The organism is Bacillus infantis, from assembly GCF_008180445.1.
Taxonomy (GTDB): domain Bacteria; phylum Bacillota; class Bacilli; order Bacillales; family Cytobacillaceae; genus Bacillus_AB; species Bacillus_AB infantis_B.
On record NZ_VTER01000002.1, the window covers coordinates 187613 to 212625 of the forward strand.

The following is a 25013-nucleotide window of genomic DNA, read 5'->3' on the forward strand; positions in this document are numbered from 1 at the left end:
GGGGCAGGAATGAACTTTTACCAAAGTGATCCGAATCTGGCATTTGTGCTGAAGCAGTATATGGATGAGGAATTTTTTGCATGGGCTGAAAAGGAACTTGAAGCTTTTGGAGGGTTATGCGCAGGCGAGGTCGACGAGCGTGCGGTCCATACCGACCGGGAAGGCCAGCCGCGGCTGATCAAGTTTGACAAAATGGGCAATGACATTTCCTATGTGTGGCTGAATGAGGGATACAGGAAAACGGTGGAGCAGACTTATAATGCCGGCATTGTCGGCTATGTGCACAAGGAAATACCGGAGCTTGGCCGCAAAGGGAATTATGTGTATTCGTATGCGCAGGGGTATCTGCTGTCACAGACAGAGCCTGGCTTTTACTGTCCGGTCACTTTGACGATGGCGACCGCTTATCTGATCGACCATTATGCGGATGAAGAGCTGAGGGAGAAGTATTTGCCTCATGTGATCAGCACGGGCGAGACCGAGCTGTTTGAAGGGGCGACCTTCCTGACTGAGAGGCAGGGCGGTTCGGATGTGGGCGCCAATGAGGTGAAAGCTGTGCTGGAGGACGGGCAGTACCGGATTTATGGGGAAAAATATTTTGCCTCCAATGCGGGTGCCTGCGGTGTGGCGATGGTTTTGGCCAGGAGAGAGGGGGCGCCTTCGGGATCGAAGGGGTTGAGCTTGTTCCTTGTCCCATGGCGGAAGGAGACCGGCGAGCTGAACGGACTTGAGATCAGGCGGCTGAAGGATAAGCTTGGCGTCCGCGCTGTGCCGTCAGGAGAAGTGGTGTTCCACGGGGCGGAGGCCCATCTGGTAGGCGATGCGGATAAAGGGATCCACTATATGATGGAGGCGCTTAATCTGTCGCGGATCTGCAATAGTGTCGCGAGCATCGGCATCATGCAGCGGGCTTTTTTGGAGGCGAAACAATATGCCTTTATGCGGAATGCCTTTGGCAGCAAACTTGCTGATTTTCCGATGGTAAAAGAGACACTTGCCAAGCTTGCCTGTAAACAGGAGGTTGAGACGAGCGCCGTGTTCAGTCTGATTGCGCTGTATGACAGGGTGGCGGCTGGAAAGGCTTCGCGCGAAGAGGAAGCGATGAACCGACTTCTGATTGCAGTGCTGAAAAAAGAAACTGCTGAGCAGGCCATTCATTTTGCGCATGAATCGATTGAGATGCATGGCGGGAACGGCTATATTGAAGACTTTGTCACACCACGGCTATTGCGGGATGCGCAGGTGCTGACGGTCTGGGAAGGAACGGCAAATATTCTTGGGCTTGAGGTTTTAAGATTGATAGAGAAGTTCCGGGCAGATGAGCTGTTTGTTGGGAAAATGGAGGCGGAGCTTGAAGGGCTGGATGAGCGGCTGCAGGAGTTTGCGGCGCCGGTTTATACGGGGGTTTTGAGGTTGAAGGAGCTGTTTGCGGCTGTTGGACGCGGAAATCGCGATATGCAGACGTACCACTGCAAGCGGGCAGCTGTGCTGATGGGGAAAATCTATGAAAGTGTGATCGCTTTGAAGGATGCAGCTGTCGGCGGTGAGCGGAAAGAGATTGTAGCGCGGGTGTTTTTGGATGATACTTGGGGGCTGACTGAGGTTTTGGATGAAGAAATGCTGCCGGTGAAGCATTTTGATGTGCTGATGCATGTGGGGGAAGCGGCGGAAGTGGAGGTTTGAGTGGAGTGGGGCGCTGAATCTGGGGATTTGGCGCTTTTTTTGTGTTGTGGGGGTGGTTGGCTGGGGGTTCGGCGGGCGGTTATTTGCGAGTTTGGGAGGATATTTGCGAGTTTCGGAATTTATTTGCGATTTTTGGGATATATTTGCGACTTTGCTGGGTTTATTTGCGGGTTTTTGATTATATTTGCGACTTGGGGCGGAGGGGTGACACGGTTGAGAGGGCGGCTGGCTGGAAGGGAGCTGCTGCAGGACGGATATTAGCAACTTTTCCGATATATTAGCAACTTCTTCCACTTATTAGCAACTTTCGAAATATATTAGCAACTTTTCCCGTTTATTAGCAACTTTTCAATTATATTAGCAACTTTCAGGCTTTATTAGCAACTCCGCCGTCAGGCCGCTTCACGGCCCCCCGTGCCAGGCACCCCGCCCCGCAAAACAGAGCCAATTCTGCTTTCAGGCTGCCAAGGTGCCTGGCACCACCATTTTGGATGAAGAAATGCTGCCGGTGAAGCATTTTGATGTGCTGATGCATGTGGGGGAAGCGGCGGAAGTGGAGGTTTGAGTGGAGTGGAGTGGGGCGCTGAATCTGGGGATTTGGCGCTTTTTTGTGTTGTGGGGGTGGTTGGCTGGGGGTTCGGATGGCGGTTATTTGCGAGTTTGGGAGGATATTTGCGAGTTTCGGAATTTATTTGCGAGTTTTTGGGATATATTTGCGACTTTGTTGGGTTTATTTGCGAGTTTTCGATTATATTTGCGACTTGGGGCGGCGGGGGTGCTCGGTTGAGCGTGCGGCTGGCTGGAAGGGAGCTGATGCAGAGCGGATATTAGCAACTTTTTCATTTTATTAGCAAGTTTGCCAGTATATTAGCAACTTTCGGGTTTTATTAGCAACTCCGCCGCTAGGCTGCTCCACCGCATCCCGGTGCCAGGCACCACCCCGCACAAAACAGCGCCGTTTCTGCATCCCCGCAGCTCCGGTACCAGGCACCACTCCAAAAACCCCAGCACACCCCCTGGTTTCAAAATCCCCATTCCAGGCTATAAGATGAGAAAAAGGTGGTGGACTGGATGGTTCTGAAGACAGAGGTGGCGATATTGGGCGGCGGAATCGGCGGGCTGACGCTTGGGCTGAAGCTGGCGCAGGCGGATGTGCATGTGACGGTGATTGAAAAGCTTGATGGTCCGTCGCCGGTGTATAAGGGAGAGCTGCTGCAGCCGAAGAGTCTGCAGATTTTTGAGCAGCTGGAAATCCTGAGCGAGATTGAGTATAACGGCCATAAGTTTTCGAGGATCAATTTTTCCGAGATTGATGAAGAGGAAGAAGAGCTGGCGATGGATTACCAGGTGCTTCCCGGGGACTTTGATTATGCGCTGATGATTGAGCATGAGACGCTGAAGGGCATTCTCCTGAAGCATGCGATGAGCTATTCTAATTTCGAATATATAAAAGGCGGGCTTGGCAAAGGGTATTGCGAAGACCGGCTGATTGTGGAGGTGCGGAAGCGGAAGGAGCAGTTTTCGCTGAAGGCGGATTTCTATGTCGGGGCGGAGGGACGCAACTCGCTGACGAGAAAGAAGATTGAGAGCGAGACGAAGAAGATTGATTATAATCATCATTTCCTGACGGTGACCTTCCCGCGGCCGGACAGTTTGACAGAGGGGCAGATCATTACGGCGAAGGATAAGTTCCTCGGATTGTTCCCGCTTCCGGATAATAAGGTCCGTTCGGTGTACCTCATACCGGAGGGGACGTATAAGGAGTTTCAGGAGAAGGGTATCGAGCATTTTCATCAGAAATATATCGAGCTGTATCCTGAGCTTGATGGCTATGTGACGAAGCTGAAGAGCTGGAAGGATATCCAGCTGATGATTCCGACGGCCTTTTATGCAGACAAGTATGTGGACGGCAACCATGTCATTCTTGGCGATGCGGCTCATACGGTCCATCCAATGGCGGGAGAAGGCATGAATATGGCAATCCAGGATGCGGATGTGCTCGGCGAGCTGTTCGTGACGATGTATGAGACGGGGAATCTCAGCCCGAAATGGCTGAGCTGCTATGAAAAGGTCCGCAAGCATCGGGCGGAAAAAATGATTAAGTTCAGCCATTTATCAGCACTTGCCTATTCTTATCCTTATCAGCTTGTGACGGGGATCAGGCAGAAGGGGCTGAAGCAGATTGAAAGGGACAAGAAGCTGCAGTTCAAACAGATGCTGAATATTTCAGGACTCGGATTCTGGCAGGAAAGCCTGCTGGACCGCGCCATTCAGATCGGGATGCTGCCTGCCCGCGAGAAGAAGCTCTCGCCTGCAGAAAAGGAAAGTTATTTTTACAAAGAAAAGGATGACTATCCTTGGAAAACGAAATTGGCAGGAGGCGTGCTATGATCTCAGAATATATAAGACTATTAAAAGCAAGGAACTGGATGAAGAAAAACCAGCCTTTCCTGTACAGCTGGCATGCTTATGTGGGGTTTGAGCTGGATTTGTTCTCCCAGTTCAAGGATCCGAAGACGGTCCGCGAGGTTGCGGCGGCCCATGATTATCAGGAGGAGCTCCTTACCAGATGGGTCGAAGTCGGCCTGGCGGTCAAGCATCTGAAAAAGAAGCGCGATGGAAAAATCAAAACCGCCTCAAAATTCAGCCTCCCCTCATCGCCTAAGAATCCGCGCTCAACCGGCGTGATCCTGAAGGAAATGATGGAGCTGCATATTCCGACACTGCTGACGTATCCTGATATGCTGCGGAAAAATGAGCGGAACACATTTGACAATGACGAGCATGGACCGACCGTGGCGCGGACTTCCTCTCTCTTGGAGCAGCTCGCACTGCCGAAGATGTCCAAGGTGATCAAGAATAATGAAATAGGGTCGATTCTGGATGTAGGATGCGGCGAAGGAGGGTATCTTAAACGGATCAGCCAGAAGCATCCGGACATTACCATGACCGGCATCGAGATCAATGAAGATGTTGCAGAATCTGCTGCCGGCAATTGTGCTGACAATCCGAATATCAGCATCGTCCATGCGGATATGCAGGATTATGAACCGGAGAAAAAGGCAGATTTGATCATGATCAATAATCTCCTTCATTATATTGAGCCTGAGGAACGGGAAGGCTTGTTTGAGCGGATGAGCGGCTGGCTGTCGGATAAGGGGACGATCACTGTCATCACCCCGATTCTTCATTCAAAGAAGGGCGAGGAATTTTCAAGCGTCTTCAACAGCTTTTTCTCGGCATTTGAAAATCTGTATGCCACCCCGACGGAAGAAGATATGATGAAAATAGCCGGAAAGCTCGGAATGGAAATAAAAACCTTCAAGCCGATCATCACAGAAGGCGGATGGTATTTCGTTGAGCTGGGACGGGCATAGAAAAAGACGGGGCGGAGGTTAAACAGACTATAATTATTAGAGGATACTTTGTCTAGTATGAGACAGGGGGTCCTCTTTTTTCATACATATTAAAATTATTATATAGACTTTTAAAAAAGAGTTTAAAATGTTTAAGTACTTATATAATTAATGAAGATATATAATACTGTAAGCTATGTTATCTGTGGAGGAATGTTAACGCAGTTTCAAGAAGTGCAATTAGATAACAACGGATTACCAATTATTCCTGTAATAAAGTATTTAAAGGTTTTAGATTCAACTGGAAAAAGTATAAATATTCAAAAAAAACGTATTGTTATGCATTTGAAAATTTCTTTTTGTATTTAGATGAAATTAATAAAGATTATAGCGAAATCCAGATGTTGCATCTAGCCGAGTTTGTTGGATGGCTTCGAAGCCCTTATATTGGTGAAAAGTAATGGCTGATTTATTAAAATTAGTTGGTAACAGAATTCGAATAGTACGAAAAGGTAAAGGATTAATTCAAGAAGATTTGGCTGAAAAATGTGGTTTACAATATACATATATTGGAGAATTAGAACGAGGTGAAAGGAATATATCATTACTAACATTTAAATAGTTAGCGGATGGATTGGAAATATCTCCTGACGAATTGTTTAAAATTGATGGAATCGCTATTCTAAATACTATAGATGAAAAGAGTATACACTATGAGGTCCTTAAAATGATTCTTATGTATAGAAGCGTAGATGGAATAATTAACTTAAAAAGATTATTAAAGATATTTTAAATTTAGCTGATATATCCCAAAGTAAAAATTGACATTAACTTATCGACTCTTCGGATATAAAGCCCTACACAAGCCTGGAAGGGCATTTTTTATGCCAAAATAGCTTGTGGTTTACCACTCTTTTAGGTGTATTAATTTTATGTTTTTTATTTTGTGTTAATACACTTATTGAAAATAAGTATGATTTGGATTATTATTCATATACAAGATAAGTGTATTATCTAATTAATCATTTAAGGAGATTAATACAATGAGTATTGAGACATTATTACCAAAACTAATACGGGCAAGCCTAGATAATGATTATAGAACCCTTAGAACAGTTTGTACCAAAATTATTAGAAAATTAAAAGATACAAACCCTGAAATAGCAGAAGAAATTGCCACAGCTCTATCCTATCATGGAATTGGAGCTAATACTTTAAGAGCTGTTGGAATAGAAGATGCTCCCCTTAATAATGAATCAAGAAAATCTTTGGCCAAAGTAGAAGAACCTGTTGAGATAATTAAACCTATACTATCTAACGAAGTTGAAAGTATTATTAATGAATTTATCTTGGAAAGGGAGAGCGCAATAAAACTAATTGCAGCCGGCTTAAACCCTTCCTCTTCAATTTTATTATATGGCCCTCCTGGTGTTGGAAAAACACATTTAGCAAATTATTTATCAGGTGTTTTCGGTTTGAAATTTGTAACTTTAGATTTAGCGACCTCGATATCTAGTTATTTAGGAAAGACTGGCGAAAACATAAAGAGTGTTTTTGATTATGCCAGACAAGAACCATCCCTGTTATTTCTTGATGAATTTGATGCTATCGCCAAAAAGAGGGATGATGTTTCCGACTTAGGCGAATTAAAACGAATTGTTAATGTTTTATTGAAGGAGTTAGAGGATTGGCCTACAAATTCCATACTTATAGCAGCAACAAATCATCCAGAATTACTTGACTTAGCAATATGGAGAAGATTTGATAGGGCTATTGAGTTGAAGCTGCCAGAAGAAATTGAAAGGAAAAAAATAATTACACTGCAATTATCAAATGAAAAGGACAACCGCTTAAAGGATTTGTTGCCAGTAATAGCGAATTTAACAGAGGGGTTATCATATGCAGATATTTGTAAACTCGTTGAACGTTCAAAAAGGAAGTCGATTATTTTTAATGAATCTATATCTAAAACATTGATTCAAGAGTTGATTTCATTTTCAGACAAAAGAGAAATAACCTCTTATAAAAAATTATCTAAAATTGCAAAAGATGAACTTAAGATGTCTATTCGGGAGATCGCTGATTGGATAGGTAAGTCTCCTTCTGCAGTTCAATATTATTTGAAACAAGAAAAGGAGAGTAAAAAGTAATGGATGAATTTTTACCAATACTAGGTAATGGCGAAAATTATATTAATCCTGACAACCCTAGACAAGGTCCTCCAGTAAACAAAAAAAATATACCAACATATGAAGAGGCGAGAAGCAAGCTCCTTGCTAACATTGGTGAAATTAAAGGAAATATAGAATCAATTGATAATCAATACCGAGTAAAAGAGGTAATTTTAAATCTCAAAATGGCTACCGGATTCACAGCGAAATCCTATCATCCAAGTTCACTAATTCGACATGCGGGAGCTATCGAAGTCGGGTCGAAAAAATGGACTAAAAAGACTGTTGATAAAAAAAATCAAGTTAAAGAATTAATTGGGAAAGAGATTTTTCTTAGAATGTCCGACGAATCTTTAAGTTACTTTGAAAGTCAGCTACAGCAAAAGGAAAGTATTTTACCAAAAGGATTTATTGAAGATATAAGGCTTACTGAGGAATTCTTTTTCCCTAATAATACAAATTTATTTAGTATTTTTGGGGATAAGTGGGATTCAGGAAGAATCGAGCTAGTATTACATCCATTTGAAGATTTAGAGGACGAGGTAATTTATAAGTTTGAAACTCTGTATGCAAAGAATGGTGGGAATCCTGAGAAAATAAAATGGAGAAGTTACTACCCTGGCCCACTTTTTGCAAGCTTATACGTTAACAGGGGTATACTTAATAACGTTTTGAATTTTAACCCTATACGAACTGCACATCCATTAAGAGCTAAGACGATGCCCATACCCACCCGAGGGCTAACGAATATTCCTATGCCTAAGTATCCTCAAGGTGGTTATAACTCGGCCATTACTGTAGGGATGTTTGATGGAGGTGTAGACGATAGAAATCCATATTTTAAAGATTTTGTAATTGCACACGATGCTACTGCAAGTTACGAAGACACAGAATTTATGAAACATGGTAATGCAGTTGCTGGAGCACTATTATATGGAGACTTGAGAAACATTAGTACGCCAGCTTTGCCAACTCCGGCTGTAAAAGTAGAAAGTTTTCGGGTATTTCCATTAACGGATCCTACTGACCCAGATTTATATGAAGTTATAGATGCAATTGAGGCATTTGTTCCCAAAAGAGACGATATAAAAGTATTTAATTTATCGATTGGCCCGGAAGGGGCCATTGAAGATGACAATATATCAAGATTTACATATGCGATCGACAAACTATCTGAAAATGGAGAGCGATTATTTGTAGTTGCTGTAGGAAATGATGGTGACCATCCTTTGGACGAAGAACGTCGAATCCAAGCACCCGCCGATACTATTAATAATTTATCTGTCGGTTCGTTCACTTATGACCCAGCTTCGAAAATAATACGAGCACCATATAGTTCAATTGGTATTGGAAGAGAAGGATGCAAAGTAAAACCCGATGTTGTAGCATTTGGTGGCTGTGATGATAACCTTTTCCATCTGGTGGGTTATGACGGTATTAATAAGTTTTTTGAAAGAGGGACAAGTTTCGCTGCTCCCCTTGTTGCTGCAAAGGCAGCTGAAATTGTAGGAAGATGTAGTGTAGCTAGCCCATTAGTTGCCAGAGCTTTAATTATTAATAGCGCAAATCACCCAAACAAAAAGTATGATAAGTATCTTGGGTATGGAGTTATTCCCGAGACTGTCGAAGAAATAATAGGGTGCGAAAAAAATAAGATAACTGTCCTCTACAAACAAAAAATGCTTCCAAAGCAATACTCTAAACTAGAAATTCCAATTGTAAAAGGCCTTGACTATGATGGAAAGGTTAATATAAGGTGGACTATTGTTATTGCCACAAAGCCAAATGGGATTCACACCGAGGATTATACTACCAATTGCATAGAGGATATTTTCTATCCCAATATTAATACCTATATATTTAAGTCTCCAGAAAAGAAAACAAAAAAATTGAATTATTTGAAAGATAAGGAGCAAATTGAAGAACTAATGAACCTTGGCTGGAAACCTGGAAGATACCCATCTTCAAAATCCGGTAATAAATATGAGAATGAAGAGCAAAGAAAAGCTAATTTTAAATGGGACTCAGTAGTAAAGAGAGATGTTTCATTAAAATATGAAGAACTCGATTCCCCTTACCTTGTTTTGCATGCAATGGATAGAAATGTAGCCATCCCAGGTGATTTCTTCAACTACGCAATTGTAGCTACAATAGATTATGTAGATTACCAGGGGGATGCGTATACAAGAACATTGGATAATTTTAACAAACTAAATGCGATTTCTGTTAAAGCACGAAACGAAGTTCTTGTTAGGTAATCATTTTATTAGTCTGATTGAACAAGCTTATATTCCACTCAATAAAGCGGCACATATTGTCCATGGATAATATGTGCCGCTTTATATTTTTAAAAGGATTTTTAAAGTTGGTCTTGATAATTTTCGCTCCGTCTTTTTCTGTACCGCTGGCAATAAGGCACTCTAGCCAAAATAATCAACAGGGCACTCAGCCTCTACCTGCCGTGTATCAGGGAGCCTGGCAGTTTTCCCTGCTTCACCCTGTATGTCGTTCAGAAGCTGGGAAAGCTCTTCCCGGCGCTTGTCATCTATGCTGAACTCCAGCCCGTATTGCGTCACAAGATCCGATTTTTCTTCTTTCCAGACAATATGCCCATCAAGGCTGAGTGCTTCTCCAAGAATCTTTGTTTGGATCTGGAAGAGAATATCCTGCCTGATCGGCAGTTTGATGTTGGTATATAATCTGGCACCGCCGGGGCCGATATTTTCAATCAGCACTTCTGTTTTGCCCATCTCGACCTTTTTATCTTTCAGCTTGAGGATGGTCAGGTCAGCACTGAGTGGGAGGGGAAGGTCGATCCGGAAGTATTTCCTCTGTTTTTTCAGCTTGTCCAAGCCTTTACCGCCGTCCGGCAGAATATACCCTTCTTTTAGAAAGTCCCTGAACACACTGCCGGAAACAGGCCGGGAAAAAAGGAAGCCCTGGATTTCATCACAGCCCTTCTTTTTGAGAAAATCCAGCTGCTCAAACTCCTCGACGCCTTCAGCGACTACCTTCATATTCAGGCCATGGGCCATGTCGATCAGGCTGGAGGTGATGGTGGCGTCCTCCAGGTTTGAGATGATATTTTTGGTAAAAGATTTGTCTATTTTTAATGTATTGAACTTGAATTTCCTAAGGTGCGTAAGTGATGAGAAGCCTGTTCCAAAGTCATCGAGCGATAATTTTATTTTTAGCTGCCCAAGCTTTTCAAGCTCCTGGAGAACCTGGTCTGAGTAATGGATCAGGCTGGATTCAGTCAGCTCCAGCTCAAGCAGTTTGGGGGAAATGCCATGCTTTTGGCAAAGGTCCCCGATCATTTCGGCCAGATTATTTTTATAAAAGCGCTGTCCTGACACATTGATGGAGATGGGCACAAGGGAGAGGCCGCCTTTCTGCCATTCCTCCATCTTTGCTATCACATTTTCGATCACCCAGTCTCCGATTTCGACGATCAGCCCTGACTCTTCTGCAACAGGGATGAACTCCATCGGGGAGACGATGCCCCAGTCAGGGTGGTTCCAGCGCAGCAGGGCTTCTGCTCCTGCAAGCCTGCCGTCCCTAGGCTGAACCTTTGGCTGGAATTCCACGTAAAATTGATCTTCCTTCAAAGCATTCCGCATATCCCTTTCCAGGCAGTACTTTTTGAACGATTCAATATTCATGGATGCGTTGTAGACCTGATGGCTGCTTTTGCCCATCTGCTTGGCATGGTACAGGGCGGCATCTGCATTGCGCGCCAGTTCCTCCGGCGTGCTGCCATTATGGGGATACAGGCTGATCCCGATGCTTGCCGTAATGAATAATTCGTAGCCTTCAATATCGTATGGCTTCTGGATGGTGCCCGTAATTTCCGCTGCCAGTCTGCTTGCATCCTCAATGCTGTCAGTGTTTGGGGCAATAATGGCAAATTCATCCCCGCCCATCCGGGAGGCAAAATGGTCTTCAGGCATCGATTCTTTTATCCGCTCCGCTACCTCTTTCAGCACCTGGTCGCCGATCGGGTGGCCCAGGGTGTCGTTGATATGCTTGAAGCGGTCAAGATCCAGGTACATGATGGCGAACTTTTCAGGATCCTTCTCCTTGAAGAGGCCATTCAGGGTCTGGTCGAACAGGCGCCTGTTCGGCAGGCCTGTCATATAATCATGGTAGGCGAGGAATTCCATCTGTGCCTCAGCCTGCTTTTGGGCTGTAATGTCCGCCACGATGCCGTCCAGGCGTATAAGTTTCCCTTTTTTATTAAAGATGGGGATGAGGTGGTCGCTGATCCATTTAAGATCGCCGCTCTTCGTGATGATTCTGTATTGCTGCCTTACAATATTCCCCTCTGATATTTTATTCTGATTGTTCATCACTTTCCGCACATCATCCGGATGAATGGATCTATTCCATATGCGCGGATCTCTGTACAGTTCTTTTTTGGTATACCCATAGATAGCAAGGATCGCATCGGAACAGATCAGAACCTTTTTGGCAGCAGGGTCGAGTGACCAAACACCCACATCTGCATTGTTATAAAAGTTTTTGAACTGCTCTGTATTTTCGGCCAGCCTGTACTCTATTTCGCGCTGTTCCGTAACATCGCGGGAAATGCCGACCGCCCGTTCAGGGTTTCCTTCACCATCCAGGATTAAGGTGGACTGATGGTGCAGCCGGCGTACATCTCCGTCCTTCCGGATGATCCGGTATTCCAGATCTGCCGCGGTCTTTTCCTCCAGGGATATGTAATATTTTTTCAGGAACGAAGAAAGGTCTTCCGGATGGATAAAGGTCTTATAATAGTCAAAAGAAGGGACAAAATCTTCTTTTGATACGCCAAACATTTCATACATATGCTCAGACCAGTAGGCGAAGTCTTCCTTAAAATAATAGTCCCAATACCCGAAGTTAGCTGTTTTTTGCGCAAGGTTCAGCCTTTCCTCCGCCTTTTGCAGCTTGCGCTCCTTATCAGCCAGTTCTGTGATGTCCTTGGCAATCCCGAATACGCCGGTTATCTGATTATCTGTAATGATAGGAATATTTGTGATATTCACTTCAAATTTTTTCCCGGATCTGCTGATGCCTGTCATATTATAGTTTTGCGGTTTTCCTTTAGCGGCCAGTTTAAACATGCGCAGCACAAGGACCATAGATTCAGGGGCAACAAATTGCCTGAAAGATATTCCATGCATGTCGGGATCATAATGGAACAAACGGACGAGGGATTCGTTAAAGGCAGTCACATCTCCGTTTAAATCCAGTGAATATACGGCATCCGGATGGTTGTCAAAAAGAGATCTGTACATCTGTTCACTTATGCTGAGCTTTTGCTTTAAGCTTTCCTCGGCTGTAATATCCTTTGATATCCCAATGATCCCGATGGTTTGGTTTTCCTGTATAATCGGGATGGCGACACTGTTTAACAGGATCAGCCCGCCGTCTCTGCGGTTGATCCGGAAAATATGTGTTTGGGTAGAGCCCTGCAATACTGCCTGGAAGCTTGTCTCTGCCTTGGGGAGGTCTTCCTTGCAGACAAAGGGAAAAAATCCCCTCTTTTGAATTTCTTCTGCACTAAATCCTGTGGCCTTAACGGCCGCCTCATTTACTTTAAGGATTTGTCCTTCTTTATCCAGTATGTAAGCCAGGTCTGATGTGTTCAGGAATAAGCTTTCATAGATATGTATATTTTCAACCAGGGGGACACCTGGTTCTTGAATAGTTGTTCTCAATTTGTGATCTTCTATTTTTTTCACTGATGTCTTCACCTTTCTAGTAATCTGGCAAGGTGTCATGCTAAAAAAATAGCAAGCAGCCCGGCTGCCATAGCAATAGCCTTAGGCCCGCAGCTTTGCGTCTTTTACTTTCATAAAATTTGCCACTTATATAGTAACATATCCCTAATGTGGAAATCCTGGTAATTATTTTGGTAAAATATAACTACATGCGGGATTGGGCATTTTCAAACCGCTTTTATAACGGTAAAATAACCTTAGGTGATTAATAATGAAGAATAAATATTTGCTCATATACGAAGACCTGGCATCCAAGATCCAGGATGGATATTATCCTGCAAGAAGCATTCTGCCGTCTGAAAATGAATTGACGGAGATGTTTGAGACATCCCGGGAAACAATCCGGAAGGCGCTGAATCTGCTGGCGCAGAACGGGTTCATCCAGAAGATCCGCGGGAAAGGCTCGATTGTGCTTGATTTGAAAAAGCTGCAGTTCCCGATTTCCGGCCTGGTCAGCTTTAAGGAGCTGGCAGGAAAGATGGGCCAGAAGGCGGAAACCGATGTGGCGGAGTTTGCGCTTGCGTTCCCGGATGATGATTTGATGAGGCAGCTGCATATCAAGGAAGAAGAAAAGATATGGAAGGTATGCCGTGTGCGGAAAATCGAGGGCGAGCGGATCATCCTTGATAAAGATTTCCTGGTGGAAAAATTGGTTCCCGGCCTGACAGAGGAAATCTGCCGCAATTCGATATTTGAATATATCGAGAACACATTGAACCAGAAAATCAGTTTTGCGAAAAAGGAATTCACTGTCGAGGAGCCGACAGAGGAAGACCGGAGGATGCTGGACCTTGAGGGGTACCATTCGGTCGTTGTCGTGAAAAATTATATCTATTTTGATGATGCATCACTTTTCCAGTATACCGAGTCGCGCCACCGGCCGGACAAGTTCCGCTTTGTCGATTTTGCGAGGCGGATGGACATGCCTTCAGGCTGACAGGATGTGCGGGGCATGGCTTGAAAATAGAAAAAGCTGGGTAAAAACTAACAGATAAAGTCTGTTAGTTTTTTTGTTGTGAAAAATCCTTGAAAAGGGGTATTAGCATGAACATATATAATCTGATTGGCATTGGCATCGGTCCCTATAATCTAAGCCTGGCGGTTATGCTGCAGAAGGTCCCGGAACTGAAGGGGCTCTTTTTTGACAAGACGCCGGAATTTTCCTGGCACCCAGGCATGCTGATCGAAGGCTCGGAGATGCAGGTGCCGTTTCTGGATGATCTGGTCACCCTGGCTGATCCGACAAGCCCATACACGTATTTAAATTATCTGCACGAGCATGACCGGCTGACCCAGTTTTCCTATTTTCACCGGCTGGAGATTCCGAGGAAGGAATATAACCATTACTGCCAATGGGCAGCTTCAAACCTGGACAATTGCAGATTCGGCATGGAAGTGGCCGATGTGCGGGACAGAGAGGAGAATGGAGAGCGCTTTTTTGAGGTGACAGTGCTGAATATGGAAAATGGGCAGGAAGAGACCTATTTTGCCTATAATCTGATTCTGGGTACAGGGAATGAACCATTGGTGCCGGACAAGATGAAGGATTTCCTGGGAGAAGATTGCATCCACTCCAGCCGCTATCTGCATTACAAGGACAAGCTTGTTGAGGGCGGATCCATCAGTGTGATCGGTTCAGGGCAGAGTGCCGCGGAAATCTTTTATGATCTTCTGCAATGCCAGAAAAATCATGATTTTCAGCTTAACTGGCTGGCCCGCTCTGCCGGGTTCCTGCAGCTGGAAAGCACAAAGCTCGGCCAGGAGTTTTTTTCGCCGGAATATGTGAATTATTTTCACAGCCTTCCATACGAGGAACGGATCCAGTCACTGGATACATTGAACGGCCTCCGCAATGGCATTGAGCCAGGGCTGCTGGACCTTATCTACAAAGAGCTTTATCACCAGACAATCGGCGGCGAGTCGAGCAAGGCGAGGATCCAGCCGCATGCCGAGCTTCAAGGGATGGAGCGCACATCATCCGGTTTCGGTCTGCAGCTCCAGCAGAAGCAGTCGGAAACAGGTTTCAAGCTGCATACGGACAAGGTTGTCCTCGCCACAGGTTACCGGCCGCACCTGCCGGAATGGCTGCTCAGCCGTTATGGAGACGAAATCAGTTGGGAAGGAGAGCGCGAATTCAAGGTGTCTCTCTCATATGAAATCCTTTTTAAAAAGAAGCGCACAAACAGGATCTTCACCCTGACAAATATTGAGCATTCCCACGGGGCCGCTGCCACCCATCTCGGCTTGTCAGTCGACCGCAACAGGCGGATCATCAATACGCTTGCTGAAAAAGAGATCTATAAAAGCAACAAGAAAAACGTCTTTCACCGCTTTGTCCCGAGGGAAGAAGAAGTTGTACTGTAAAACAAGGTTTTATCACTGCCCTGGGAGGGAAATCTCATAAATGTGATCAAATTTAAAGGAGATGACACAATTGACTAAAATTGCATGCTTAATTACCGAAATGTTTGAAGACGTAGAGTACACGGATCCTGCGAAAGCTTTCAAGGAAGCGGGACATGAGATTACAACAATCGAGAAGGAAGCAGGCAAATCTGTCAAAGGCAAGCAGGGAAATGCTACGGTTGAGATCGATAAAAGTATCGACAATGTAAATCCTTCCGACTTTGATGCACTATTCCTGCCGGGCGGATTTTCTCCTGACCAGCTTCGTGCAGATGACCGTTTTGTCCAGTTTGCAAAATCCTTCATGGACGACATGAAGCCTGTATTGGCAATCTGCCACGGACCGCAGTTGCTCATCACGGCAAAAACGCTTGATGGAAGAGATGCGACAGGGTTCAAATCCATCCGCGTCGACATGGAAAACGCCGGCGTCAACTTCACGGATCAGGAAGTTGTCGTATGCCAGAACCAGCTGGTCACAAGCCGCAACCCGGATGATATCCCGGCGTTCATTAAAGAGTCATTGAATGTACTTTCAAAATAAATAAGAGCAGGAGCGGGGGCGCTTGGTTGAGCGTGGCCCGCTCTTTTTTTGTGGTGTGTGGTTTTGGGTTTTTTTAAGAAGGAAAAATTATCGGTGTTTTTGGGTTGAATCCTGCTTAAAGTGGGGTGAAAAAACCACAATCCGGGGTGAAAAAATTAGATTTTGGGAGTAAGGAATAATTTAAAATGTAGAGAGAATGGCTTTTTTCCCAGTTGGAAATACCGATAAAACACACTCAAAATAGAAGGGGGCGGGGCGGTTACATTAGTGGTGACCGTTCTTTTTTTGATGGTAAATGGGTATTTTTGTAAAGTGGAAAAATTATTGCTGTTTTTGGGGTGAATCCTGCTTAAAGTGGGGTGAAAAAACCGCAATCCGGGGAGAAAAAATCAAATTCTAGGCAGAATAATCCTAAATCCAGGGAGAATGGCCATTTCCTGTTTTGTGGCACACCCAACCCTCCAAACATATAGTGGTAAAAGGCATCAGGCGCCATTCCTTTGAAATTCTTCCTTTGTCGCGATAAGATAGAGAAAGCTATCTGAACCATATACAGTTTTACATAAATGAGCGGGGAAGGCAGGTAAAGTGATGATTGTATTGAAATCAGCGCGTGAGATAGAAGCGATGAAAAAAGCGGGCGAAATTCTCGCCCAATGCCATAAAGAGATTGCCAAAAGGATCAAGCCGGGCGTGACGACCTGGGAAATCGATGAGTTTGTGGAGGGATTCCTCAAGGAGCATGGTGCAACTCCGGAGCAGAAAGGCTATAAAGGCTATAAATATGCGACCTGCGCCAGCATCAATGATGAAATCTGCCACGGTTTTCCGCGCAGGGAAGAATTGAAGGACGGCGATATTGTCACGATTGATATGGTTGTGAGGTATAACGGGGCGCTGGCGGATTCTGCCTGGACGTATGCGGTCGGCAATCTTTCCGAGAAGCACCGCAAGCTGCTGGAGGTCACAAAGGAAGCCCTCTATAAAGGGATCGAACAGGCTGTGCCAGGCAAGCGGATCGGGGATATCGGCCACGCCATCCAGACGTATGTCGAGGGTGAGGGCTTCTCTGTTGTCCGCAACTTCATCGGCCACGGAATTGGCAATGTGATCCATGAAAAACCGGATGTGCCGCATTTCGGCCTTGCCGGCAAAGGGCCGCGCATCAAGGAAGGCATGGTCTTCACCATCGAGCCGATGGTCAATGTCGGCGTGTATGACACAAAGATGGACAATAACGGCTGGACCGCGAGGACGGCAGACGGCAAATTCTCGGCGCAGTATGAGCATACGATTGCCGTTACGAAGGAAGGCACATTGATTTTGACAGATCAGGAATAGGAGGAAGGCAGGTCTTCGGATCTGTCTTTTTTTCTGAAAAGGAAGGCCCCGTGAATGCTCACAGGGCCTTTTTCCTTCCGATATACAGGGTATCGCCTGCCGACAATCCATATCTCTTTGCTTCCTCAAGGCCGTGATGCTCCGAAAAATCATACAGCTCCACTATAAAGCCTGCAGCTTCAAGCCTGCCCGTAAAATCTTCCTGGCTGTAGAGCCTGACATGGTCATCCTGGCCAAAATATATCAGCCTGTCTTCGGGAGAAGTGATGGCAGGATTCTGGAGGCTCTTCTTCAGATTCAGGCTGATCGGTACCTGCAGAATGCTCCAGCCGCCGGGCTTCAGCACCCGGTAAAGCTCGTTCATGGCTGCCTGGTCTTCCAGTATATGCTCCAGCACATGGCTGCACATAATCACATCGAAGCTGCCCTCAGGATAAGGGATGGCCCGGATGTCCATCTGTATGGTTTCCGCATCCGCAGGCATAAGGTCCCCCGCCAGATAGTCGACTGTAGATTCATTGCTGATCCATTGCCGCAGATTCATTTCAGGGGCGATATGAAGTAACTTCTGCTTTCTTTTCAGGAGATCTGTTTCCCTTTCGATGTAAAGCCTATAGAGCCTTTCCCGGTCAAGAGATTCGCAAAAAGGGCAAATGGCGGTTTCTTTGTTCCACATTTGATAGATATGGCTGGGAAAGTCGTATATATCCGGCCACGGGAAAAATGAGTCAAAGCTTTGATTGCAAAAAGGACAATGATAGGATGTTTGAGTGTATGTCATTATGCATCCTTTCCATACTTTTTTATCCAGATTAGTTCTGTATATAAATATGGAAAAGCGAATGGAAGGTTACTATTATGAGGCTTATCCCCATAAAAGAGTCAAACTATCCACAAAAGTGTATATCTTTCTGAAAAATCACGCTTATCCACAGGGTGATTTTTATCGGAAAATGGCTTATCCACAGAAAAAGCCCGGCATATGCCGGGCAGTCAGTTTCCGAATTCTTTTTTCATCAGTTCAATATTGCCTTCATGGAAGTCCTTCATGATGCGATGATACTTATAATCCTCAAACAGTATATAGCTTTCAGCTGCTTTACCTTCAGCTACAAATGCCTTCAGCTTTGCAAGATAACCGGCAGAGGAGTGGATGCGGGACGAAATTTCCTCATTGCTGTAGGCGGGCAGTCCGTGCCCGGTCATCATGACCCGGAAGCTGTGGTCTGCGAGGCTGTCCGCGAATTTTTCCAAAGTGAGCAGATAATCGGTGCTGGAAAAATAAACATAAGGAAATTCTGTATCACATAGATAGTCTCCTGCAATCAGCAGGTCCAGCGGCGGGATGATGCAGGCAATCCCGCAGTCAGTATGGCCGGGCGTCAGGAAAAATGTCAGCTCTGTCCCTCCGACAGCCAGGGTCTGCCCGTCCTGTGAAATGACGATGTCAGCGGCCGGATAAGAAGGTGTATAGTCCCGGTCGATATAATAAGAATCATCAAATGAGAGGATCTGCTCGATTATTTTTGCCTTCTCCTGGCCATCTTTTTCATTGAGTGCTTTGCTGCCGATGATGGTTGCATCAGGGAAAGCACCGTGGCCGATAATATGGTCATAGTCTGAATGGGTGTACAGGACAAAAATCGGCCGGCTTCCGGCTGCACGGTAAGCATAGGAGCGGATTTCGTCAATCTCATGGGGAAGCCAGCATGGGTCGATGACGAGAACCAGATCCTCTGTTTGAATCACAGCAGAGTTGGTCTTAAACAGGCTGCTTTGAAAGATGGCTGTGTTTTGGTCTTTATGGATGAGCATGGGAATCCTCCTTTAGTGGTGTCAGGCACCACTTTTATAAAAACAAAAGCAGACCCCATAGGCCTGCTGCTTTTCTTACATTTTCCTCAAGTTGCCGAGCTCTTCTACGAGCGCCTGCATTTCATTGGGGCTGAAAGAATCTTTTTTCATGACAAGATCGTAGATTTCCTTCAGCTCTGTGTACATTTCCTCGTCAAAATGGGACGGCTTAATGGCACCGAGGTTCAGGACCTTCAGCTTTTCTTTGATCTGTTCAATCATATATTCAACATTTGCAGTTGATTTTTCCGATAAGTTCATGGGGGTGTCATCCTCTCATCACGATATCGACAGGGAGTGCCTGTCCTTTACTCTTCATCTTTCCATGATAAGAGCGGAATGTCAATGAAATTATGGAGCGGCCTTCCTGCTTATAGTTGCATGAAAGCAGTGAAATAGAAGAAAATGTAACTAAGGGGGAATGTAATTGTGATTCGCGTTTTGTTTGTGTGCCTCGGCAATATCTGCCGCTCGCCGATGGCAGAAGCCCTGTTCAGGGACCAGGTCAAAAAGGAAGGGCTTGAGCATGCTATTGAGGCTGATTCTGCGGGGACCGGCGACTGGCATATCGGCAAGCCGCCCCATGAAGGCACCAGGAAAATCCTTGAGAAATACAAGGTGGATGCTGCGGGATTGGCCGCACGTCAGATTAAAGCAGCTGACCTGGATGAATTCCAGTGGATCGTGGCGATGGACAGCCAAAACCAGGCAGATATTCTGAGCCTTAAAAAAGGCAATCCTGATGCCAAGGTAGTCAGGCTCCTCGACTACAGCGACCGCAGGGATAAAGACGTGCCGGACCCGTATTATACCGGCAACTTCGAGGAAGTCTACAGCCTAGTGAAGGAGAGCTGCGAAATGCTCCTGAAAGAAGTAAGAATAAATCATCATTTATAAAGTAAAAATGGAAAGAGGGATAAGCATGGGGAAAACGAAATTATTGCAGGGAATGCTGCTTGGTGCGATTGCAGGCGGCGCATTGTCACTTTTTGATAGGGAAACACGCCGGGCCGTACTGGAAACAAGCCGCAAAACAGCGGGAAGTGCAGCCTATTACATAAAAAATCCTTCAAAAGCGGCCGAGTCGGTCAAACAGACGGCCAGCTCGATCCGCACGACCATTGAACAGGTAACGGAAGATGTTGCTTTTATCACGGAAAAAGTCGAGGAGCTGAGGGAAGTGACTCCCCAGGTGGTGGATATTGTCCAGGAGACACGCTCCGCTTTTTCAAAAGAAAGCAAGAAAGCTGCTTTGGCCGAGGATGAGCCATTAAAGAAGACTTCAGGGATCAGTACAGAAGAAGAATGAGCAGAGGAGGGGCTGGAATGAGGCCGGGAATCCCGTATTTATGGAAAAAAATCCACGAAGACGATATCTTTGGCCTCGCAGCCCAGCTGGCCTATTTTTTTCTGCTCTCCCTGTTTCCGCTCCTCATCTTCCTCGTCACCCTCATCACCTATTTGCCCGTCAGCCAGGTGGATATCCTTGGCTTCATCAGGGATTATGCGCCCGGCGATACGATGGCGCTGATTGAGTCGAACCTCAACCAGATCGCAGACCGGAGCGGGACGCTTCTTTCTGTCGGGATCATCGGGACCATCTGGTCGGCTTCCAATGGGATTCATGCGATAGTTAAAGCCTTCAATCTGGCTTATGAGGTCAAAGAAAGCCGTCCGCTGATCGTGGCGCGCGGTATGGCGATCCTGCTGACGTTCGCCATGATTTTTGTATTTGTCGTAGCCCTTCTGCTGCCGGTATTCGGGAAGCAGATCGGCGTTTTCCTGTTTTCCGCTTTTGATTTGTCATCACAATTTCTCTCAGCCTGGAATGCCCTGCGCTGGCTTGTCAGTATCGTCATCCTGTTCATTGTCTTTCTTGTGCTGTACTGGATTGCCCCCAATATAAAAATGAAATGCATCAGCGCGATGCCTGGCGCCATTTTTGCCACAGCGGGGTGGATCCTGGCGTCACTCGCCTTCTCCTATTATGTCAGCAATTTTGCCAATTACACCGCTGCCTACGGAAGCATCGGCGCCATCATCGTCCTCATGGTCTGGTTCTACCTGACCGGTGTCATCATCATCCTCGGCGGCGAGGTCAACGCCTATGTCAGCAAGCGGAAGAATGGGGATTGCTAGGGAGCCGCACCTGATATTGCCTTCTTAGAAAGCTATGGTGATGTTCACACTATTAAAGGGGAACACACCATTTTTTCAGGAGGGGAAACACATGGGAAAAGGCAAAACCAAGCAAAAAGGCAAAGACAGCCCGAAGCATAAAACATCGGGATCAGCTAATAAATCGAATGGATATCATTAGAGTGGAGGGCGCCCTGTTGGGGGGCGTTCTTTTTTTTGGGTTTTTTGGAGGGGGGATTTAGTGATTCTGCTGGGAAATGGAGTGATTCTGCAGAAGTCTGAGGGGATTCTAATAAAAAATGAATGATTCTACATAATATTGAGTGGATTCTACATAAAATACGGGTTTTCTACATAAAATTTGAGTGATTCTACATATTTAACATTTTTTACAATTCGTGTGGTCTGAGACGGCGGTCGAGTGGTAGTCGCAAATAAAATGGGGAAGTCGCAAATATAAATGAAAAGTCGCAAATAAAAATCAGAAGTCGCAAATATATCTCAAATCTCGCAAATATATCCAAAAACCCGCAAATAACCTACCATCCACACCCCAAAAATCCCCCSCCAACCCCCATCCCCCGGTTAATTCCCCCCAAAATAGCCAAAACTAAGTCCCGGAGGTGTTCTACATGCAGCAGGAAAGACTGAATTCATCTGAAATATCAAATATATGGACTCATTATATCCGCGAAACGATGGCGGTCTGCATTACGAAATATATGATGAAGCACGTAAGAGATAAGGAAATCCATGAATTCCTTCAATATGCGCTCGATCTGTCATTTCAGCATATCAACACGCTCACTGAGCTTTTCAAAAAGGAGAAGTTTCCGATACCAAAGGGGTTTTCAAAGGAAGATGTGAATATGGATGCACCGCCGCTGTTCACGGATGCGTACTGCCTCTTATACATGCACACAATGACGATGCATGGGATGCAGGCGTATGGCCTGGCTTCAAGCGTGTCTATCCGGAAGGACGTCCGCGATTTTTACGGCCGGTGCAATCAGGATACGCACAATCTCTACAACAAAGCGATCGACCTTCTGTCCGAAAAAAATCTGCTCGAAAAACCGCCGCTTTACGCAACGCCCGAAAAGCCGGTGTTTGTCCCGGATTTTAAATATGTCACCGATGTGTTCGGGAAAAAGCGGAAAATCAATACCATCGAGGCGGGCAATATTTTTTTCAACCTGCAGAAAAGCTATATCGCGAAAAGCAGCTTTATTGCGTTCAAGCAGGTTTCACGTGACAGTGATGTGCAAAGGTTCCTGGATAAATGCATCAATAATAAAAACAAGCATATCTCAAGCTTTGCTTCTATGCTTTTAAAAGAAGGGCTTCATTCGCCAAGGCCATTCGAGTCGGAGATTACGAATTCGACGACTGCTCCTTTTTCGGAAAAGCTGATGCTGTTTCATTCCGGCTTTTTCTTTGCGGCGGCGATTTCGTATTACGGCGCAGCTGCGGTTGCCTGTATGAGGGCCGATATCGCCGTGCTTGCCGAGAAAGCGATATTGGATGATCTGCTTGTGTATGGAAGCTTCGGCAAGCTGATGATCGAGAAGAACTGGATCGAGCAGCCCCCTGACGCAGACGACCGGAAAGTGCTGGAGCAGTAGAAAAACGCCCGGGCACCATACCCGAGCGTTTTTTCCTATGATTTCAACAATCTCAAGCTGTTCAGAATCACCAGAATGGTGCTGCCTTCATGCCCGATGACGCCGAACGGCAAATCAAGGATCTGCAGGAAGTTCGAAGCGATCAGAAGCATGATGACCGTGATGGAAAAAATGACATTCTGCTTGATGATTCTGTTCATCCGCTGAGAGAGGTTAATGGCTTCGGCAATCTTCGGAAGCTCATTTTTCATCAGAACTACATCTGCTGTTTCCAGCGCCACGTCTGTCCCTTCGCCCATGGCAATGCCGACATTGGCTGCAGCGAGCGCAGGGGCGTCATTGATGCCGTCGCCGACCATGGCGACATTTTCATAGCGCTTCTTCAAGTCCTTCAGGTGCTCAACTTTATTGGCCGGGAGGCACTCGGCGATATACTCATCAACTGTGCTTTCAGCGGCAATCGCCTGGGCGGTCTTTTCGCTGTCGCCGGTCAGCATCACCGTGTAGATGCCCTGAGCGTTCAGGGTGCTGATCGCTGCCTTCGTTTCCTCGCGGACAACATCCTTAAGCGCAAGCAGTCCGGCGATCCGGTGGCCTTTTTTAATAAAAACGATCGTCTTGCCTTCTCCGGCCAACGACTGTGCGGCTCCATCAGCAAATCTTTCCGCATCTTCACGGCCGATGAAATCAGCTTTGCCGATCTTCCATTCTTCATCCTGCAGCATTGCCTTTACGCCGAAACCGGAGATATCTTCAATGCTTTCCGGGCTCACCAGCGGCTGCTTCAGCTCATTCTTCGCGTATTTGACAATGGCGCCTGCGAGCGGGTGATTGGAGTGGCTTTCAATGGACGCTGCCGCCAAAAGAATATCTTCTTGCTCCATATCCTCGCAGACCAGATAATCAGTGACCTCGGGACGGCCCTTTGTCAGGGTGCCGGTTTTATCAAAAGCAATCGCCTTCAGGTGGCCGAGGTTCTCCAGATGGACACCGCCTTTGAACAGAATCCCTCGGCGCGCGCCGTTGGAGATGGCGGATAATGTGGCCGGCATGATGCTTGCGACAAGGGCGCATGGACTGGCGACCACGAGCAGGATCATCGCCCGGTAAAAGGTTTCCGTCCAGCTCCAGCCCAGCAGATAATGGGGCAGGACCATCATCGCCGCTACTGCAGCGAGGACGACTTTTACATAAGTACCTTCAAATTTTTCAATAAAAAGCTGTGATGGCGACTTTTCGCTCTGTGCAGTCTGGACAAGCTGGATGATCTTTTGGAACAGGGTGTCGCTGGCAGGCTTTGTGATCTCGACTGTAATCGAGCCGTTCAGATTCACCGTTCCTGCGAAAACTTCATCGGCATTCGACTTGCTGACTGGGATGGATTCACCGGTGATGGCGGCCTCATCCAAAGTTGTCGTGCCCTTCAGGATCTTTCCATCAGACGGGACACGCTCACCCGGCTTCACGAGGATCTGGTCCCCGATACTCAGCTCGGAAACATGCACGCGCTGTTCTCCGCCATCTGTTAAAAGCAGTGCCTCCTCAGGCTGCAGCTCCATCAAGGACGAAATCTCTTTGTTGCTTTTGTTCATCGTGTAGGTTTCCAGGGCGCCGCTGACGGCGAAAATGAAGATCAGGATGGCGCCTTCCGTCCAGTAGCCGATGATGGCCGAGCCGATGGCGGCGAAGATCATCAGCATTTCCACATTCAGTTCTTTGTTTTCAATCGTTTCCTCGATGCCTTCCTTTGCTTTGGCAAAGCCGCCGATCACAAAGGCGAGCAGATAGGCGGTGATGGAGGCGGCATCCATATCATTCCGCGCAAGCAGCCAGCCGGCAAGGATGAGGACCCCGCTCAGGATGGCGGCGATCAGCTCGGCGTGAGGGAGTATTTTTTGGAGCATGCTTTCCTGTTCTTGCTTCAATTCTAATAGTGCTTTGGCTTCTGTCGTCATGTGGCTTCCCTCCTGGGTTATCGGTTTCTCATTGAGAAGAATAATCAACATCAATACCCCTATAAAACGACGAAAGCTGCCCCCGCCGGAGGATGATCCTCTTTTGGGGACAGCATTTTCGCATAGGTTTCTAGATTAGTATCGTTATCATATCATAGTCATTTTTATTTC

General features: G+C 46.1%; 19 protein-coding genes and 1 riboswitch. Of the genes, 14 read left to right on the plus strand and 5 right to left on the minus strand.

What is annotated here, in order from left to right:
* Positions 1–9 precede the first annotated feature (9 nt).
* The 6 genes from FZD51_RS03350 (at position 10) to FZD51_RS03380 (ending at position 9468) form a co-directional block, all read left to right on the plus strand.
* Positions 10–1683, plus strand: a complete 1674-nt coding sequence (locus FZD51_RS03350; RefSeq protein WP_148973476.1) for an acyl-CoA dehydrogenase family protein — start codon at positions 10–12, stop codon at positions 1681–1683.
* 1071 nt (positions 1684–2754) lie between these two features.
* The gene (locus FZD51_RS03355) at positions 2755–4074 is read left to right on the plus strand and encodes an FAD-dependent oxidoreductase (protein ID WP_148973477.1); all 1320 of its coding nucleotides are present in this window, start codon (positions 2755–2757) and stop codon (positions 4072–4074) included.
* The gene (locus FZD51_RS03360) at positions 4071–5060 is read left to right on the plus strand and encodes a class I SAM-dependent methyltransferase (protein WP_148973478.1); all 990 of its coding nucleotides are present in this window, start codon (positions 4071–4073) and stop codon (positions 5058–5060) included. Before FZD51_RS03355 ends, FZD51_RS03360 begins: the two co-directional genes overlap by 4 nt.
* Positions 5061–5499: 439 nt before the next feature.
* Positions 5500–5661: a helix-turn-helix domain-containing protein gene (locus FZD51_RS03370; RefSeq protein WP_148973479.1), complete on the plus strand. Its 162-nt coding sequence runs from the start codon at positions 5500–5502 to the stop codon at positions 5659–5661.
* Positions 5662–6082: 421 nt separating this feature from the next.
* On the plus strand, positions 6083–7189 hold the full coding sequence (locus tag FZD51_RS03375) for an AAA family ATPase (protein WP_148973480.1): 1107 nt from the start codon (positions 6083–6085) through the stop codon (positions 7187–7189).
* Positions 7189–9468, plus strand: coding sequence for a S8 family peptidase (locus FZD51_RS03380; protein WP_148973481.1), 2280 nt, complete (start codon positions 7189–7191; stop codon positions 9466–9468). The genes FZD51_RS03375 and FZD51_RS03380 overlap by 1 nt, the downstream gene beginning before the upstream one ends.
* A gap of 162 nt (positions 9469–9630) precedes the next feature.
* Here the strand turns inward: FZD51_RS03380 and FZD51_RS03385 are convergent, their stop codons facing one another.
* Positions 9631–12939 carry an EAL domain-containing protein gene (locus tag FZD51_RS03385; protein ID WP_187445613.1) on the minus strand — a complete coding sequence of 1103 codons (3309 nt, stop codon included), beginning with the start codon at positions 12937–12939 and terminating at the stop codon, positions 9631–9633.
* Positions 12940–12990: 51 nt separating this feature from the next.
* Positions 12991–13073, minus strand: a riboswitch (cyclic di-GMP riboswitch).
* 116 nt (positions 13074–13189) lie between these two features.
* Between FZD51_RS03385 and treR the strand changes: the two genes are divergently transcribed.
* The 4 genes from treR to map all read left to right on the plus strand — a co-directional run bounded on the left by treR (position 13190) and on the right by map (position 17269).
* Complete coding sequence (treR, locus tag FZD51_RS03390) at positions 13190–13915, plus strand: trehalose operon repressor (protein ID WP_148973483.1); 726 nt, start codon at positions 13190–13192, stop codon at positions 13913–13915.
* Between the two features lie 107 nt (positions 13916–14022).
* Positions 14023–15342: a lysine N(6)-hydroxylase/L-ornithine N(5)-oxygenase family protein gene (locus tag FZD51_RS03395; protein ID WP_148973484.1), complete on the plus strand. Its 1320-nt coding sequence runs from the start codon at positions 14023–14025 to the stop codon at positions 15340–15342.
* A 61-nt stretch (positions 15343–15403) separates the two neighbouring features.
* A complete protein-coding gene (locus FZD51_RS03400) occupies positions 15404–15928 on the plus strand; it encodes a type 1 glutamine amidotransferase domain-containing protein (RefSeq protein ID WP_148973485.1) in 525 nt (174 codons plus the stop codon).
* 591 nt (positions 15929–16519) lie between these two features.
* On the plus strand, positions 16520–17269 hold the full coding sequence (map, locus tag FZD51_RS03405) for a type I methionyl aminopeptidase (protein WP_148973486.1): 750 nt from the start codon (positions 16520–16522) through the stop codon (positions 17267–17269).
* 58 nt (positions 17270–17327) lie between these two features.
* Here the strand turns inward: map and FZD51_RS03410 are convergent, their stop codons facing one another.
* From FZD51_RS03410 to FZD51_RS03420, 3 genes are all read right to left on the minus strand, one after another.
* A complete protein-coding gene (locus FZD51_RS03410) occupies positions 17328–18050 on the minus strand; it encodes a class I SAM-dependent methyltransferase (RefSeq protein ID WP_262380677.1) in 723 nt (240 codons plus the stop codon).
* A gap of 212 nt (positions 18051–18262) precedes the next feature.
* Positions 18263–19084: an MBL fold metallo-hydrolase gene (locus tag FZD51_RS03415; RefSeq protein ID WP_148973487.1), complete on the minus strand. Its 822-nt coding sequence runs from the start codon at positions 19082–19084 to the stop codon at positions 18263–18265.
* Between the two features lie 75 nt (positions 19085–19159).
* Complete coding sequence (locus tag FZD51_RS03420) at positions 19160–19384, minus strand: DUF1128 domain-containing protein (RefSeq protein WP_009792127.1); 225 nt, start codon at positions 19382–19384, stop codon at positions 19160–19162.
* Positions 19385–19552: 168 nt separating this feature from the next.
* On the opposite strand from FZD51_RS03420, the gene FZD51_RS03425 reads away from it, so the two are divergent.
* The 4 genes from FZD51_RS03425 (at position 19553) to FZD51_RS03440 (ending at position 22887) form a co-directional block, all read left to right on the plus strand.
* Positions 19553–20020 carry a low molecular weight protein-tyrosine-phosphatase gene (locus FZD51_RS03425; RefSeq protein ID WP_148973488.1) on the plus strand — a complete coding sequence of 156 codons (468 nt, stop codon included), beginning with the start codon at positions 19553–19555 and terminating at the stop codon, positions 20018–20020.
* A 25-nt stretch (positions 20021–20045) separates the two neighbouring features.
* Positions 20046–20432: a YtxH domain-containing protein gene (locus FZD51_RS03430; protein ID WP_262380678.1), complete on the plus strand. Its 387-nt coding sequence runs from the start codon at positions 20046–20048 to the stop codon at positions 20430–20432.
* A 17-nt stretch (positions 20433–20449) separates the two neighbouring features.
* Positions 20450–21262, plus strand: coding sequence for a YihY/virulence factor BrkB family protein (locus FZD51_RS03435; RefSeq protein ID WP_262380679.1), 813 nt, complete (start codon positions 20450–20452; stop codon positions 21260–21262).
* A gap of 632 nt (positions 21263–21894) precedes the next feature.
* Positions 21895–22887 carry a DUF3231 family protein gene (locus tag FZD51_RS03440; protein ID WP_148973491.1) on the plus strand — a complete coding sequence of 331 codons (993 nt, stop codon included), beginning with the start codon at positions 21895–21897 and terminating at the stop codon, positions 22885–22887.
* 35 nt (positions 22888–22922) lie between these two features.
* Here the strand turns inward: FZD51_RS03440 and FZD51_RS03445 are convergent, their stop codons facing one another.
* The gene (locus FZD51_RS03445; RefSeq protein ID WP_148973492.1) at positions 22923–24842 is read right to left on the minus strand and encodes a heavy metal translocating P-type ATPase; all 1920 of its coding nucleotides are present in this window, start codon (positions 24840–24842) and stop codon (positions 22923–22925) included.
* Positions 24843–25013 lie beyond the last annotated feature (171 nt).

Bases quoted from the DNA above. Each gene is read 5' to 3' on its own strand.
- FZD51_RS03350 (WP_148973476.1), top strand. From the start codon at position 10: ATGAACTTTTACCAAAGTGATCCGAATCTGGCATTTGTGCTGAAGCAG.
- FZD51_RS03355 (WP_148973477.1), top strand. From the start codon at position 2,755: ATGGTTCTGAAGACAGAGGTGGCGATATTGGGCGGCGGAATCGGCGGG.
- FZD51_RS03360 (WP_148973478.1), top strand. From the start codon at position 4,071: ATGATCTCAGAATATATAAGACTATTAAAAGCAAGGAACTGGATGAAG.
- FZD51_RS03370 (WP_148973479.1), top strand. From the start codon at position 5,500: ATGGCTGATTTATTAAAATTAGTTGGTAACAGAATTCGAATAGTACGA.
- FZD51_RS03375 (WP_148973480.1), top strand. From the start codon at position 6,083: ATGAGTATTGAGACATTATTACCAAAACTAATACGGGCAAGCCTAGAT.
- FZD51_RS03380 (WP_148973481.1), top strand. From the start codon at position 7,189: ATGGATGAATTTTTACCAATACTAGGTAATGGCGAAAATTATATTAAT.
- treR (WP_148973483.1), top strand. From the start codon at position 13,190: ATGAAGAATAAATATTTGCTCATATACGAAGACCTGGCATCCAAGATC.
- FZD51_RS03395 (WP_148973484.1), top strand. From the start codon at position 14,023: ATGAACATATATAATCTGATTGGCATTGGCATCGGTCCCTATAATCTA.
- FZD51_RS03400 (WP_148973485.1), top strand. From the start codon at position 15,404: ATGACACAATTGACTAAAATTGCATGCTTAATTACCGAAATGTTTGAA.
- map (WP_148973486.1), top strand. From the start codon at position 16,520: ATGATTGTATTGAAATCAGCGCGTGAGATAGAAGCGATGAAAAAAGCG.
- FZD51_RS03410 (WP_262380677.1), bottom strand. From the start codon at position 18,050: ATGACATACACTCAAACATCCTATCATTGTCCTTTTTGCAATCAAAGC.
- FZD51_RS03415 (WP_148973487.1), bottom strand. From the start codon at position 19,084: ATGCTCATCCATAAAGACCAAAACACAGCCATCTTTCAAAGCAGCCTG.
- FZD51_RS03420 (WP_009792127.1), bottom strand. From the start codon at position 19,384: ATGAACTTATCGGAAAAATCAACTGCAAATGTTGAATATATGATTGAA.
- FZD51_RS03430 (WP_262380678.1), top strand. From the start codon at position 20,046: ATGGGGAAAACGAAATTATTGCAGGGAATGCTGCTTGGTGCGATTGCA.
- FZD51_RS03435 (WP_262380679.1), top strand. From the start codon at position 20,450: ATGAGGCCGGGAATCCCGTATTTATGGAAAAAAATCCACGAAGACGAT.
- FZD51_RS03440 (WP_148973491.1), top strand. From the start codon at position 21,895: ATGCAGCAGGAAAGACTGAATTCATCTGAAATATCAAATATATGGACT.
- FZD51_RS03445 (WP_148973492.1), bottom strand. From the start codon at position 24,842: ATGACGACAGAAGCCAAAGCACTATTAGAATTGAAGCAAGAACAGGAA.